The following is a 12,811-nucleotide window of genomic DNA, read 5'->3' as shown; positions in this document are numbered from 1 at the left end:
ACGGATTTCGGCGGGGGTTTGCGCGGGAATGGGCCTGAGCCGTTCGCCACTGACCCGGCGCAAGCCCGATGCGGCACGTCGGTGCCCGAATCACTGGTACCCGCAAAGGCGGGGTGGGACCGCCAGACGCGGTAAACACTGGCGGTCCCGTGCCGCTCATTAAAATACTGGCTGGGAAGGGCGGCTTCGCCGGCCAGGTGAGGCGACGGTTCCGACCGTAGCGTGCGGCCCGTGCACCGCAACGCAATCCGGTCCTTAACCTAACCAGTCAAGGTTACTCCTTGTCGGACTTGCCCTTTTTCTTCCCGTTGCCCGTGGAATCCCCGTCTTTGCCGTTGTCCTTGCGGCGGTTGGTGAAGCGGGCATTGCCGAGGCCGGTGCCGATGGTGAGCACGCCCCAGCGATCGACGTCCTGCATGAACGGCACCTCGGAGAGGCCCTGAACCACGCCGTCATTGTGCATCAGGATCGCGGTGTCGTGCTCGCCGACCTGCGGGATGCCCTCGAGCAGGCTCGCCGGCAGGTTGAATTTGCTGCTCTCCCAATTGCCCGGCAGGTTCTGCGCGCCTTTCTCGATGGAGCCGTCCGCGTTGATCACGCCGGGACAGGCAATGCCGATGAACGGCGCCAGCTTGTAGCCTTCCTTTTCGGCCTCGGTGATCAGCCCCTTCAGCATCTTGGTGAGCCGCTTCACCGCGCCTTCGCGCGTCGGCTCGTCGTCGGCATGACGCCACAGCTCGGACTTCACGACCTTGGCTTTCGACAGGTCTTTTGCCTTTTTCCAGCTGGTCTCCACCAGGCCGCAGCGGATGTTGGTGCCGCCGATATCGACGGCGAGGATGCTGTCATGGGCCTCGAAGATCCATGACGGCGCCAGATGCAGCGCGCCGATCAGGCCGGCTTCGTCGGGATGATGACGGATCGGCACCATGTCGATCTTGAAATCCTCGGACATGAGGATGATCTCGGTGCGCGCGATCGCGAGCTCGCCGAGCCGGGAATCGCGAAAGCCGCCGCCGACCACGATGCGCTCGGTCTTGGCCCAGGCCTTGGACTTGAGGAAGCGGCGGGTGACGTAAGCAAGTTCCTGGGCGAAGTCCTCGATGGCGCTATGCACCACCGCCCAGGCCTCGGTGTCGTCGCCGACCAGGATGGCGTCCAGCGTCTTCTTGCTGATCTCGTCGGACGGCTCCTTGCCGAACGGGTCCTCGCCGGACTTGCGCAGCGGCTTGCGCCAGCGCTCGAGTATCTCGCGGAACGCGCCCTTGCTGGCGCGGTCGCCGATGAAGCCGTCCTCGTCCTTCATCTCAATGTTGAAGCTGTCGATATCCACCGAGGGCAGCCGCTCGGCGCCGTGATGGGCGATGCCCGTCGTCGTCTTGACCAGCTCGTCTGTTGCCATGGTAAGCCCCTTGCCCGTGTCCTGATTTCGCCGGGACAACGGCGGGGGAACCTGTTGGTTGCGGCGCGGTCCGAAATTCGCCTGCGGGGCCGGATCGGGCCTAAATGCTTCAAATCGGGCCGTTTTCGCCGGCTTTTCCTTGACTCCGTGCGGTCAGCGGCTATAAATCCCCCAACCGGCGCGGGGCGTTTCTCGCGCCGCTTGTTTTTGCGTGGGTTTTCAAAGGGATAACTCCCGCCCGCACAAAACTCGCATAAACCCATAACGACTGACAAAAAGCCGGCCCCGACACCATGTCGCGAGGCCGGGAATGAACACGAAGGAAAACAACGATGTTCGCAGTCATCAAAACCGGCGGCCGGCAGTACCGCGTCGTTCCGGATGATGTCCTGGAAGTAGGCAAGATCGAAGGCGAAGTCGGCTCGATCGTGCAGCTCAATGAAGTTCTCCTAGTCGGCGGCGACACGCCGATCCTGGGTCTGCCCACGGTCGCCGGCGCCTCCGTCGCGGTCGAGGTGCTCGATCACAAGCGCGGTCCCAAGGTCATCGCTTTCAAGAAGCGCCGCCGCAAGAACTCGCGCCGCAAGCGCGGCTATCGCGACGAGATCACGGTGCTGCGCATCTCGGAGATCCTGACGGACGGCGCCAAGCCCACCAAGGGGCCGCGTCCGAAGCGGGAAAAGGTCGTCAAGCCAGAGACCACGACCGAAGAGGCCGCCGCATAATTTGATCACGCGCCATCACGAATTGATGCGTGAGAAATTGTGAAATGATTCCGTCAAGGAATTGATCTAGAAATACTCAGGATTTCGGAGACGAGCCATGGCTCACAAAAAAGCAGGCGGTTCATCGCGCAACGGTCGCGATTCCAAGGGCAAGCGCCTCGGTATCAAGGCGTTCGGCGGGGAAGTTGTGATTCCCGGCAACATCATTGCGCGTCAGCGCGGCACCACCTGGCATCCCGGCCTTAATGTCGGCATGGGCACGGACCACACCTTGTTCGCCAAGATCGAGGGCCGCGTAACGTTCCAGGCCAAAGCCAACGGCCGCACCTTCATCTCGGTGCTCCCGCTCGCAGAGGCGGCTGAATAGACGGTGGATCAAATTTGGAGTCCGCCGGGTCCCAGACCGAACCGGCGGAGTCCTTGAGATCAAAGAGATCGAAGGCTCCAGGGGAGGCGGGAAACCGGCCTCCCCTTTCGTTTGCGTGCTCACTTTTCACTTTAGTGACTTCGACGGAGCCGGACATGTTGCAGGATTTTTCGAGCGTGACCTTGCGGGAGGCGAGACCGAGCGTCGTCGCCACCGAGCGGCTGACGTTGCGGCGGCCGACCCTCGCCGACGTCAGGACCATCGCCCTCCTCGCCAACGATCCTCGCGTTGCCGAAAACACAAGGCGCCTCCCGCATCCCTATTCGCAGGACGACGCCGTCGCCTTCATCCGCGCCACCGCCGTGCCCGGCGGCGAGACCGTGTTCCTGATCGAGCATGACAGCGGCCCCATCGGCATGGTCGGCATCGACTGCTCGACGCCCGGCAATGCCGAGCTCGGCTATTGGCTCGGCGTCGAGCATTGGGGCCGCGGCTTTGCCACCGAGGCCGCGCGCGGCGCGATCGACTTCTTCTTCGAGGAGTTCGAGGACGATCATCTCTATGCAGGCGCGCGCGTCACCAACCCGGCTTCGCGCAACGTGCTGGAGAAATGCGGCTTCCAGTGGAGCGGCGTCCAGCTGCATCGCTTCCTGGCGCTGGGCTCGTCCACGCCGGTCGACTGCTTCCGGCTCTCGCGCGGCGTCTGGGCGTCGCTGAAGAGCTGGAGCAGTGCGAGGCGCGTGAGGTAGGCCCAACGCTCACCACATGTCGTCCCGGCGAAGGCCGGGACCCATAGCCACAACTGTTTGTGACGCTAAGGCTCCCACTCCGAATCTTCGCAAAACTGCACCCTGTGGGTATGGGTCCCGGCCTTCGCCGGGACGACGCGGAATATTACGCCGGCGGATTCACCTCTCCGCCTCCACGCCCGAGATCGCGCTCACGCAAGTAAATATAGAACCCGGCGCCGATGATGATGGCGGCGCCGATGATGGTGGCGATCTCGGGCACGTCGCCGAACACGACGAAGCCGAAGATCACCGCCCAGACGATCATCGAATATTGATAGGGCACGACGACGCTGGCCGGCGCGAGCTTGAGCGAGCGGTTGACGCAGAACAGCGCCGTGACCGAGACGCATCCCGCCAGCGCGAAGATCACGAGGCTGCCCGGTGTCGGCGGCACCCAGTGGAACGCCGACAGCACCGCACCCAGCAAGAACGTGCCGACGAATTGCGACGACGCCATCACGATGTCAGGCGTCTTGCGCAGGCTGCGCGTGATCAGCATCAGCGTTGCGAAGGAAAGACTGCCACCAAGCGCGATCAGCGCCGGCAGGCTCACGGTCTGTGCCGATGGCCGCAGCGCGATCAGGACGCCGCAGAAGCCGACCAGGATCGCCGTCCAGCGCCGCCAGCCGACCTTCTCGCCGAGAAAGATCGCCGACATCGCGGTGACGAAGATGGGCCCGGCGAGATAATAGGTGATGACGTCGGCGAGCGGCAGGTAGACCGTAGCCAGGAAGAACGCCGCCACTTCCAGCGTCGACAACACGACGCGAAAGATCTGAAGGCCCGGGCGCTCCAGATGCAGGAACTGGTGACGCTGCCGCCAGACCAGCGGCGACAGCAGCAGCAGCGCCGCGCAGGCGCGCAGGAACAGCAGCTGCCCCACCGAATAAGTCCCGACCAGGAACTTGCCCATGGCGTCGCCGAACGAGAACATGAAGATCGACAGCACCATGAGCGCAATGCCGGCGAGGCGCGCCGAGCGTTCGTCATAGGCCGAGAGATTTTTGAAAAGGGGCATTGCTGTCGTTCGTGGAAACTCGTCATTGCGAGGTGCTCTTGCGACGAAGCAATCCAGACTGTTGCCGCGGAGACAGTCTGGATTGCTTCGCTTCGCTCGCAATGACGAGCGGAGAGAGCGTCGAAACGGCGACCAGAGTCGCTTGCGGTCGTTTTAATGACGTGAGCGCCCGCGACAAGCCCACGCCAGCCGAATTGAACGGATTGCCGCACTCTTCGCGCCGCGGTAGCGATAGACGTCCCACCGGCAAGAGAGCCAGGAAAGAGCTTAGCTATGACCGACTTCGACCCGGCCCGGCATCGCATGATCCCCGCGCAACGCTGGTTTGAGGATTTCGTGGTCGGCGAGCGTTTCGTGCTGCCGAGCCGCACGCAGACCACGGCGGTGTTCGCGGCGTTCCAGACCGCGAGCGGCGACACTCATCCGGTGCATTACGATGTGGAGTATTGCCGCAGCCGCGGCATGCCGCATCTGCTCGCCCACGGTTTCCAGACGCTGATCCACACCGCACCCGGCGCGGGCCTGTTTCCGTTCATGGTCGAGGACTCCCTGGTCGGCTTCCTCGAGCAATCCAGCCGGTTCCTCAAACCGGTGTTCGCCGACGACACAATCTATCCCGCGCTCGAGGTCATCGAGCTGGTGCCGGGACGCTCGACCGGCGCCGTGACGCTCAAAAGCACCGTGTTCAACCAGCGCAAGGAGCTGGTGCTGGATGGCACGCAGAAATTCCTGATCCGGCGCCGGCCCCTCTGACGTCGTCCTGTGGTTAAGCAAGGCCACAAATCGCCGGGTTTCGGCCGATTTGCGGGTCTATCCGGGTTGCCGCGCGGGACCGGCTGGCCTACCTATGGCCCATGAAATTCCTAGACGAAGCAAAGGTCTATATCCGCTCCGGCGACGGCGGAAACGGCTGCGTGGCGTTCCGCCGCGAAAAATTCATTGAATTCGGCGGCCCCTCCGGCGGCAATGGTGGCCGCGGCGGCAATGTCATCATCGAGGTCGCCGACGGGCTGAACACGCTGATCGACTATCGCTACCAGCAGCACTTCAAGGCCCAGAAGGGCGAGAACGGCTCGGGCTCGGACCGCCACGGCGCCAATGGCAAGTCGATCGTGCTGAAAGTCCCCTTGGGCACGCAGATCTTCGACGAAGATCGCGAGACCATGATCCACGATTTCACCACTGTCGGCGAAAAATTCGTGCTGGCCGAAGGCGGCAATGGCGGCTTCGGCAACGCACATTTCAAGACCTCGACCAACCGCGCGCCGCGCAATGCCAATCCCGGCCAGCCCGGCGAGGAGCGCTGGATCTGGCTGCGGTTGAAGCTGATCGCGGATGCCGGTCTCGTCGGTCTGCCCAATGCCGGCAAATCGACCTTCCTCGCCAAGGTCAGCGCGGCCAAGCCGAAGATCGCCGACTATCCCTTCACCACGCTGCATCCGCAGCTCGGTGTCGTGAATGCCGACGGCCGCGAATTCGTGCTGGCTGACATCCCCGGCCTGATCGAAGGCGCGCATGAAGGCGTCGGTCTTGGCGACCGCTTCCTCGCCCATGTCGAGCGTTGCCGCGTGCTGCTGCATCTCATCGATGCGACCTGCGAGCACGCCGGCAAGGCCTACAAGACCGTGCGAACCGAGCTGGACGCCTATGCCGGACAGCTCACCGACAAGATCGAGATCGTGGCGCTGAACAAGATCGACGCGGTCGAGCCGGACGAGTTGAAGAAGCAGAAGGAGCGGCTGAAGCGCGCCGCCAAGAAGACGCCGCTGCTGCTCTCCGCGGTCACCGGCGACGGCGTGCAGGAAGCGCTGCGCGCATTGGCGGACGTGATCGGCGAGAGCCCGGTCTCTGCGAAAGCGAAGAGCGCGGCCGAAGCGGAGCCTTGGTCGGTTTGATTCGTCGTCCCGGCGAAGGCCGGGACCCATAGCCACCGAACGCGATTTGGCGAAAATTGGTCATTGCCGTCTTGCGCCACGACTGCTGAGGAGTATGGGTCCCGGCCTTCGCCGGGACGACGTTGGGGGAGGTTGTCACCGGCGTTCCGATAGCGCAGCATCCAGCAATCAAGAAACGGCAGGGATGATTCATGGCGCGCGCGAAGAACGTTCTCTGGATCATGTGCGACCAGCTTCGCTACGACTATCTCGGCTGCACCGGCCATCCCACGCTGAAGACGCCGAACATCGACGCCATGGCGAAGCGCGGCGTGCTGTTCAGCAAGGCCTATGTGCAATCGCCGATCTGCGGTCCCTCGCGGATGTCGTTCTACACCGGGCGCTACATGCGCTCGCACGGCTCGCACTGGAACGGCTGGCCGTTGCGGGTCGGCGAGCCCACGCTCGGCGATCACCTCAAGAAGCTCGGCGTGCGCAACGTGCTGGTCGGCAAGACCCACATGGCGCCCGATCTCGAAGGCATGAAGGCGCTCGGCATCCCGCCGGAATCGATGATCGGCGTGCACGTCGCCGAATGCGGGTTTGAGCCCTATGAGCGCGACGACGGCCTGCATCCAACGGGACGGCCGCGTCCGAAATACGACGAATATCTGCGCCAGCAGGGTTTTGATGCGCCCAATCCCTGGGAGCATTGGGCCAATTCCGGCGCGGCCGAGGACGGCTCGCTGCAAAACGGCTGGCTGCTCGTGCATGCCGACAAGGCCGCGCGCGTGCCGGATGAGCATTCCGAGACGCCCTACATGACGCGACGCGCCATGGACTTCATCACCGAGGCCGAGACCGACGGCAGGGCATGGTGCCTGCATCTGTCCTACATCAAGCCGCACTGGCCCTACATCGCGCCCGAACCGTACGCCAGCATGTATTCGACATCAGACATGATTCCGGTGATCCGCTCCGAGCGCGAGCGGCAGAATCCGCATCCGGTGTTCGGCGCCTATATGGACATGCGCTACTCCCGCAACATGGCGCGCGACGATGCCCGCGAGAAGGTGATCCCGACCTATATGGGCCTGATCACCCAGATCGACGACCAGATGGGCGTGCTGATGAAGTTCCTGGAGGAGCGCGATCTGCTGGACACCACCATGATCGTATTCACCTCCGATCACGGCGATTATCTCGGCGATCACTGGATGGGCGAGAAGGATCTGTTCCACGAGCAGTCGGCGAAGATTCCGCTCATCATCATCGATCCCTCGGCGGAGGCCGACGCCACGCGCGGCACGTGCAACGATGCACTGGTCGAAGCCATCGATCTCGCGCCGACCTTCGTCGACTATTTCGGCGGCAAGGTGCCGGGCCACATCCTCGAAGGACGCTCGCTGCTGCCGCTGCTGCGCGGCGCGAATCCGCCGGATTGGCGCAAGGTGGCGTTCTCCGAATACGACTATGTCATGCAGGACGTGCGGCTGAAGCTGAACCAGCCGATCGAGCGCTGCCGCCTGTTCATGGTGTTCGACGGCCGCTGGAAATACATCCACGCCTCAGGCTTCCGCCCGATGCTGTACGACCTCGAAACCGATCCGGAAGAGTTTCTGGATCGCGGCGACGACCCCGAGTGCGCCGGCATCATCGCGCGGTTGCAGGCTGAGCTGTTCGACTGGGCGCTGCATCCCAACGACCACATCACCACGTCGCGCGAGAAGATCGCGGCCTATGCCGACAACCAGCTCCAGGTGAAGGGCGGGATCCTGATCGGGATCTGGGACGAAGCCGAGCTGGCGTCGATCAAGGACGGAATTGAACAGCGCGCGAAGCTGTAGGTGAGCGGAACGACGCTCTCTCGGCTCGTCGTGCCCGGGCTCGACCCGGGCATCCACGTCTTGCGTCAAGTGGCGGTGCACGTGGATGGCCGGGACAAGCCCGGCCATGACGGCGTAGAGCGGAAACAGAAACTAATTCTCGATCTTGTATCCCGTCGCCTTCACGATCGGCTGCCAAAAGGCGGTGTTTGCGGCGAGCTCCTTCGTCAGACCTTCCGCGCTGCTGCCGACCGGAATCAGCCCGATCGCCGTCAGCTTCTCCTTCACCTCGGGCTTGGCGAGCGCGGCGCTTGCGGCAGCGCCGAGCTTGCTCGCGAATTCCGGCGAGCTGCCGGCAGGAAGCCACATGCCGTACCAGGCGTCGGCGACGAGATCGATGCCGCTCTCCTTCAAGGTCGGCACCTCCGAAGCAAAGGGTGAACGTTCGGCGCTCGCGACCGCGATGATCTTCACGCCCTTGGCACGATGCTGCGGTAGCGCATCCGCCAATGTGACGATGCCGAACGAGACATGACCGCCGATGATGTCGTTGAGGATGGGCGCACTGCCTCGATAGGGCACGCGCGTCATGGCAACGCCGAGGTCCTTCTCGAGCTTGGAGCCCATGAAATGCGGGATGGTGCCGTTGCTCGGCACGCCGAACGACGCCTTGTCCGGATGCGCCTTCAGCCAGGCGACGAACCCCTTGAAATCCGCGGCATCGATCGTCGGACTGATGACGACGGCGAACTCAAACCGCGCCAGCAGCGAGACCGGGACGAAATCCTTTGCGGTGTCGAAGCTCGGGGTCGTCTCCACCATCGGCAGCAGGTACATCGTGGGCCCGGTGGTCACCAGCACCATGCTGCCGTCGGGGCTGCCGCCCTTCACCGCCTTGATGCCGATCAGGCCGTCACCGCCGGTGCGGTTCTCGACCACCATTGTCCGCTGCAGCGCCGGCGCCATCTCCTGCGCGATCAGCCGGCACAGCGTGTCGCCGCCCGCTCCCGCCGCGAACGGGAAGATCATTTTTGTCAGCCCGGCCTGAGCTTGCGACCCGCCCGCCTGCGCCAACAACGGCAACCCGAGGCATCCGGCGATGAAGTTGCGGCGGTCCATTGGTTTCCTCTTTGAGCCCATTTTGGTTGGCGACAGTTAGAGCCAGACGAGCGCTCCGGACAAGCGCCGTTTACCGGACCTGCCGCCTTGCGCCGGCCATCGTCCTGCTGCAAAAGCGGGCCTTACCGGCGCCGCTCTCCAGCACATACACACACCACATACACAGATGGCCAGCCCCGAACTCAGTCAATTCCGCCGCATCGTCGTCAAGGTCGGCTCCGCGCTGCTGGTCGATTCCGACAAGGGCGAGGTGCGGGCGTCCTGGCTTGCCGCGCTCGCCGACGACATGGCCAAGCTGCATCGCGAGGGACGTGACGTGCTCGTCGTGTCCTCCGGCTCGATCGCGCTCGGCCGCAGCCGCCTGAAACTGCCGCGCGGCCCGCTGAAGCTGGAGGAGAGCCAGGCGGCCGCTGCCGTCGGTCAGATCGCGCTCGCCCGCATCTGGTCGGAGGTCCTTGGCGCCCACGGCATCGGCGCCGGCCAGATCCTGGTGACGCTGCAGGACACCGAGGAGCGCCGCCGCTATCTCAACGCGCGCTCCACCATCGGCAAGCTGCTGGAGTGGCGCGCAATCCCCGTGATCAACGAGAACGACACGGTCGCCACCAACGAGATCCGCTACGGCGACAACGACCGCCTCGCCGCGCGCGTCGCCACGATGGCGAGCGCCGACCTGCTGGTGCTGCTGTCCGACATCGACGGGCTTTACGACGCTCCGCCGAAGAACAACCCGAACGCCAAGCTCATTCCCGTCGTCGACAGCATCTCCTCGGAGATCGAGGCCGTCGCCGGCGACGCCGAGTCCGAGCTATCGCGCGGCGGCATGCGCACCAAGGTCGAAGCCGCAAAAATCGCGACCACCGGCGGCACGCATATGCTGATCGCCTCGGGCAAGATCGAGCATCCGCTTCAGGCGATCGCCGATGGCGGCCGCTGCACCTGGTTCCTGACGCCGGCCAATCCCATCACGTCGCGAAAACGCTGGATCGCGGGCTCGCTGGAGCCGAAGGGCACGCTGACCATCGACGCCGGCGCGGTCGCGGCGCTGCGCGCGGGCGCCAGCCTGCTGCCGGCCGGAGTCGTCAAGGTCGAGGGCCAGTTCGCCCGCGGCGACGCCGTGATCGTCCGCGGCCCCGACACCAGCGAGGTCGGCCGAGGCCTGGTCGCCTATGACGCCGACGATGCCGAGCGGATCAAGGGCCGCTCCTCCCCGGACGTCATGGCCATCCTCGGCATCAGCGGGAGGTCCGAGATGATCCACCGCGATGATCTGGTGATGGGCGGGTAACGTTCGGCAGGCGCCCAAACCGTCATGCCGGGCTTGTCCCGGGCATCCACGTTCTTTCTTGCTGGCGGCAAGGCGTGGATGGCCGGGACAAGCCCGGCCATGACGTCGGAGCTGGGCCAGTGGCCGAGGTGGCACAACACCGGGAGATCTGCCATACCCGCCCCGCCCTTCGCAAAAGCGGGATTTCCGTGCTAGGACACTGCCTTAGCAGAAGGTTGAAACTCCCATGGCCGCCCCCCTCAAAGCCGTCGACGGCAATGCCGATCTTCAGGCGCTGATGACCGATCTCGGTACCCGTGCCCGCGCTGCCGCGCGCGTGCTGGCGCTGGCGCCGCCGGAGCAGAAGAACCGGGCGCTCGAGGCCATGGCGCGGGCGATCCGCAACAACGCGGCCGCGATCCTTGCCGCCAATGCCGAGGACGTCACCGAGGCCCGCGCCTCAGGCAACGCCACCTCGTCCTTCATCGACCGCCTGACGCTGACGCCGGCGCGGGTCGAGGGCATGGCCGAGGGCATCGGCATCGTGCGCGGCATTGCCGATCCGGTCGGCATCGTCACCGAGAGCTGGCAACGGCCGAACGGCATGACCATCGAGCGCGTGCGCGTGCCGCTCGGCGTCGTCGGCGTGATCTTCGAGAGCCGGCCGAACGTTGCGGCGGACGCCGGCGTTCTGTGCCTGAAGTCCGGCAATGCCGTGATCCTGCGCGGCGGCTCCGACAGTTTCCGCTCCTGCCGCGCGATCCACGACTGCCTGGTGCAGGGCCTGCGCGAAGCGGGCCTCCCCGAGGCCGCAATCACGCTGGTGCCGACGCGCGACCGCGCGGCGGTAGGCCAGATGCTGTCGGGATTGAACGGCGCCGTCGACGTGATCGTGCCGCGCGGAGGCAAGAGCCTCGTCGCACGCATCGAACAGGAAGCGCGCGTGCCGGTGTTCGCGCATCTCGAAGGCGTCAACCACGTCTATATCGACGGCAGCGCCGACCTCGCCATGGCGAAATCGATCGTGCTCAACGCCAAGATGCGCCGCACCGGCGTCTGCGGCGCCGCCGAGACGCTGCTGGTCGATCGCGCCGCTGCCGGTAAAAACCTCAAGCCGCTGATCGAGATGCTGATCGAGGCCGGCTGCGAAGTGCGCGGCGACGACGCCGTGCAAAAGACGGATCCGCGAGTCAAACCCGCGAGCGCGGACGATTGGGACACCGAATATCTCGATGCGATCATCGCAGCGAAGGTGGTGGACGGCGTCGACGGCGCGATCGCGCATATCCAGAACCACGGCTCGCATCATACCGATGCGATCGTGAGCGCGGATGAGACCGTTGCGAAAAGATTCCTGAGCGAGGTCGATTCCGCGATCGTGCTGCACAACGCCTCGACGCAGTTCGCCGACGGCGGCGAGTTCGGCTTCGGTGCCGAGATCGGCATCGCCACCGGCAGATTCCATGCCCGCGGCCCGGTTGGCGCCGAGCAGCTGACGAGCTTCAAATATCGCGTTCACGGTACTGGGCAGACGCGGCCGTAGACGACGCAGGGCGCGGGGCATTGAGCAACAATTTCGTCGCGCCACGTTTCTTCGCGCAGGCCATACCGACCCATACCTCTGGCATGCGCATCGGCCTGCTCGGCGGCTCGTTCAATCCGCCGCACCAGGCCCATCGCGCGATCAGCCAGTTCGCGCTGAAACGTCTCCAGCTCGATCGCGTGTGGTGGCTGGTGACGCCAGGCAATCCGCTGAAGGAGAACGGCGCGCTGCATGAGCTCGGCGAGCGCATGCAGGCGGCACGCGAAATGGCCGACGATCCCAGGATCGAGGTGAGCTGTCTCGAATCCGTCATTCGCACGCGCTATACCATCGACACGATCAACACCTTGCGCCGCCGCCTCTCGGGCTTGCGCTTTGTCTGGATCATGGGCGCCGACAATCTCGCTCAATTCCATCGTTGGCAGCACTGGCGGCGCATCGCCGGTCAGGTACCGATCGCGGTCATCGACCGCCCGCCGCAGAGTTTTCGCGCCCTCGCCTCTCCCGCCGCCCAGGCGCTCAGGCGCTATCGGATGCCGGAGAATGAGGCGCCATTGCTTGCGGATCGGGCCGCCCCGGCTTGGGTGTTCCTGACCGGAATGAAGCTGAATCTCTCGTCGACCGGCTTACGGAACCCGGACGGAAGCTGGAAAGGTACGAAGTGAGTCAGATTGTGCGAACGCCATGTGGCTTTCGGGCTCTCTGGCATATTGAAACCCTTAACCCCACATGATGTAGTGTAACCAGTGAGCGCCGGATTCGGCGTTCGCGATACAGTGAAAGGAATGGTCCCTGACCACATCTGTATTGTCCAAGACAGCCTCACCCAAGACGGCTTCACCGAAGTCTGTTTTACCCAAGGTTGCCAAGCCGACGCGT

The 12,811-nt window shown here is 64.5% G+C and carries 12 protein-coding genes; 9 read left to right on the top strand and 3 right to left on the bottom strand.

Annotation, left to right across the window (positions count from 1 at the left end; genetic code table 11):
• Positions 1-274 precede the first annotated feature (274 nt).
• Positions 275-1,402, bottom strand: a complete 1,128-nt coding sequence (locus IVB45_RS01055; protein WP_247284901.1) for an ROK family protein — start codon at positions 1,400-1,402, stop codon at positions 275-277.
• Positions 1,403-1,734: 332 nt separating this feature from the next.
• Here IVB45_RS01055 and rplU point away from each other — a divergent pair, with 332 nt between their 5' ends.
• The 3 genes from rplU to IVB45_RS01040 all read left to right on the top strand — a co-directional run bounded on the left by rplU (position 1,735) and on the right by IVB45_RS01040 (position 3,243).
• Entirely contained in the window at positions 1,735-2,127 is a 393-nt protein-coding gene (gene rplU / locus IVB45_RS01050; protein WP_027566432.1) for a 50S ribosomal protein L21, read from the top strand.
• Between the two features lie 97 nt (positions 2,128-2,224).
• On the top strand, positions 2,225-2,494 hold the full coding sequence (rpmA, locus tag IVB45_RS01045) for a 50S ribosomal protein L27 (RefSeq protein ID WP_018459863.1): 270 nt from the start codon (positions 2,225-2,227) through the stop codon (positions 2,492-2,494).
• 155 nt (positions 2,495-2,649) lie between these two features.
• Positions 2,650-3,243, top strand: a complete 594-nt coding sequence (locus IVB45_RS01040) for a GNAT family N-acetyltransferase (protein ID WP_247358153.1) — start codon at positions 2,650-2,652, stop codon at positions 3,241-3,243.
• Positions 3,244-3,388: 145 nt separating this feature from the next.
• On the opposite strand, the gene IVB45_RS01035 is transcribed toward IVB45_RS01040, so the two are convergent.
• Complete coding sequence (locus IVB45_RS01035) at positions 3,389-4,303, bottom strand: DMT family transporter (RefSeq protein ID WP_247358154.1); 915 nt, start codon at positions 4,301-4,303, stop codon at positions 3,389-3,391.
• A gap of 273 nt (positions 4,304-4,576) precedes the next feature.
• Between IVB45_RS01035 and IVB45_RS01030 the strand changes: the two genes are divergently transcribed.
• The 3 genes from IVB45_RS01030 to IVB45_RS01020 all read left to right on the top strand — a co-directional run bounded on the left by IVB45_RS01030 (position 4,577) and on the right by IVB45_RS01020 (position 8,024).
• Positions 4,577-5,056 carry a MaoC family dehydratase gene (locus IVB45_RS01030; RefSeq protein ID WP_247358155.1) on the top strand — a complete coding sequence of 160 codons (480 nt, stop codon included), beginning with the start codon at positions 4,577-4,579 and terminating at the stop codon, positions 5,054-5,056.
• Between the two features lie 101 nt (positions 5,057-5,157).
• Complete coding sequence (gene obgE, locus IVB45_RS01025; protein ID WP_027566428.1) at positions 5,158-6,198, top strand: GTPase ObgE; 1,041 nt, start codon at positions 5,158-5,160, stop codon at positions 6,196-6,198.
• 191 nt (positions 6,199-6,389) lie between these two features.
• The gene (locus tag IVB45_RS01020) at positions 6,390-8,024 is read left to right on the top strand and encodes an alkaline phosphatase family protein (protein ID WP_247358156.1); all 1,635 of its coding nucleotides are present in this window, start codon (positions 6,390-6,392) and stop codon (positions 8,022-8,024) included.
• Positions 8,025-8,156: 132 nt separating this feature from the next.
• On the opposite strand, the gene IVB45_RS01015 is transcribed toward IVB45_RS01020, so the two are convergent.
• Entirely contained in the window at positions 8,157-9,122 is a 966-nt protein-coding gene (locus IVB45_RS01015) for a Bug family tripartite tricarboxylate transporter substrate binding protein (RefSeq protein ID WP_247358157.1), read from the bottom strand.
• A gap of 166 nt (positions 9,123-9,288) precedes the next feature.
• On the opposite strand from IVB45_RS01015, the gene proB reads away from it, so the two are divergent.
• The 3 genes from proB (at position 9,289) to IVB45_RS01000 (ending at position 12,597) form a co-directional block, all read left to right on the top strand.
• A complete protein-coding gene (proB, locus tag IVB45_RS01010; RefSeq protein WP_247358158.1) occupies positions 9,289-10,410 on the top strand; it encodes a glutamate 5-kinase in 1,122 nt (373 codons plus the stop codon).
• Positions 10,411-10,636: 226 nt separating this feature from the next.
• Positions 10,637-11,932: a glutamate-5-semialdehyde dehydrogenase gene (locus tag IVB45_RS01005; protein WP_247358159.1), complete on the top strand. Its 1,296-nt coding sequence runs from the start codon at positions 10,637-10,639 to the stop codon at positions 11,930-11,932.
• Between the two features lie 20 nt (positions 11,933-11,952).
• Positions 11,953-12,597: a nicotinate-nucleotide adenylyltransferase gene (locus IVB45_RS01000; protein WP_247358160.1), complete on the top strand. Its 645-nt coding sequence runs from the start codon at positions 11,953-11,955 to the stop codon at positions 12,595-12,597.
• The last annotated feature ends 214 nt before the right edge of the window (positions 12,598-12,811 follow it).

Source organism: Bradyrhizobium sp. 4 (assembly GCF_023100905.1).
Classification (GTDB): Bacteria; Pseudomonadota; Alphaproteobacteria; order Rhizobiales; family Xanthobacteraceae; genus Bradyrhizobium.
Note: the sequence above shows the minus strand (reverse complement) of the source record. Positions and strands in the feature narration are given on the sequence as shown.

Bases quoted from the DNA above. Each gene is read 5' to 3' on its own strand.
- IVB45_RS01040 (WP_247358153.1), top strand. From the start codon at position 2,650: ATGTTGCAGGATTTTTCGAGCGTGACCTTGCGGGAGGCGAGACCGAGC.
- IVB45_RS01030 (WP_247358155.1), top strand. From the start codon at position 4,577: ATGACCGACTTCGACCCGGCCCGGCATCGCATGATCCCCGCGCAACGC.
- obgE (WP_027566428.1), top strand. From the start codon at position 5,158: ATGAAATTCCTAGACGAAGCAAAGGTCTATATCCGCTCCGGCGACGGC.
- IVB45_RS01020 (WP_247358156.1), top strand. From the start codon at position 6,390: ATGGCGCGCGCGAAGAACGTTCTCTGGATCATGTGCGACCAGCTTCGC.
- IVB45_RS01035 (WP_247358154.1), bottom strand. From the start codon at position 4,303: ATGCCCCTTTTCAAAAATCTCTCGGCCTATGACGAACGCTCGGCGCGC.
- IVB45_RS01015 (WP_247358157.1), bottom strand. From the start codon at position 9,122: ATGGACCGCCGCAACTTCATCGCCGGATGCCTCGGGTTGCCGTTGTTG.
- IVB45_RS01055 (WP_247284901.1), bottom strand. From the start codon at position 1,402: ATGGCAACAGACGAGCTGGTCAAGACGACGACGGGCATCGCCCATCAC.
- proB (WP_247358158.1), top strand. From the start codon at position 9,289: ATGGCCAGCCCCGAACTCAGTCAATTCCGCCGCATCGTCGTCAAGGTC.
- rplU (WP_027566432.1), top strand. From the start codon at position 1,735: ATGTTCGCAGTCATCAAAACCGGCGGCCGGCAGTACCGCGTCGTTCCG.
- rpmA (WP_018459863.1), top strand. From the start codon at position 2,225: ATGGCTCACAAAAAAGCAGGCGGTTCATCGCGCAACGGTCGCGATTCC.
- IVB45_RS01005 (WP_247358159.1), top strand. From the start codon at position 10,637: ATGGCCGCCCCCCTCAAAGCCGTCGACGGCAATGCCGATCTTCAGGCG.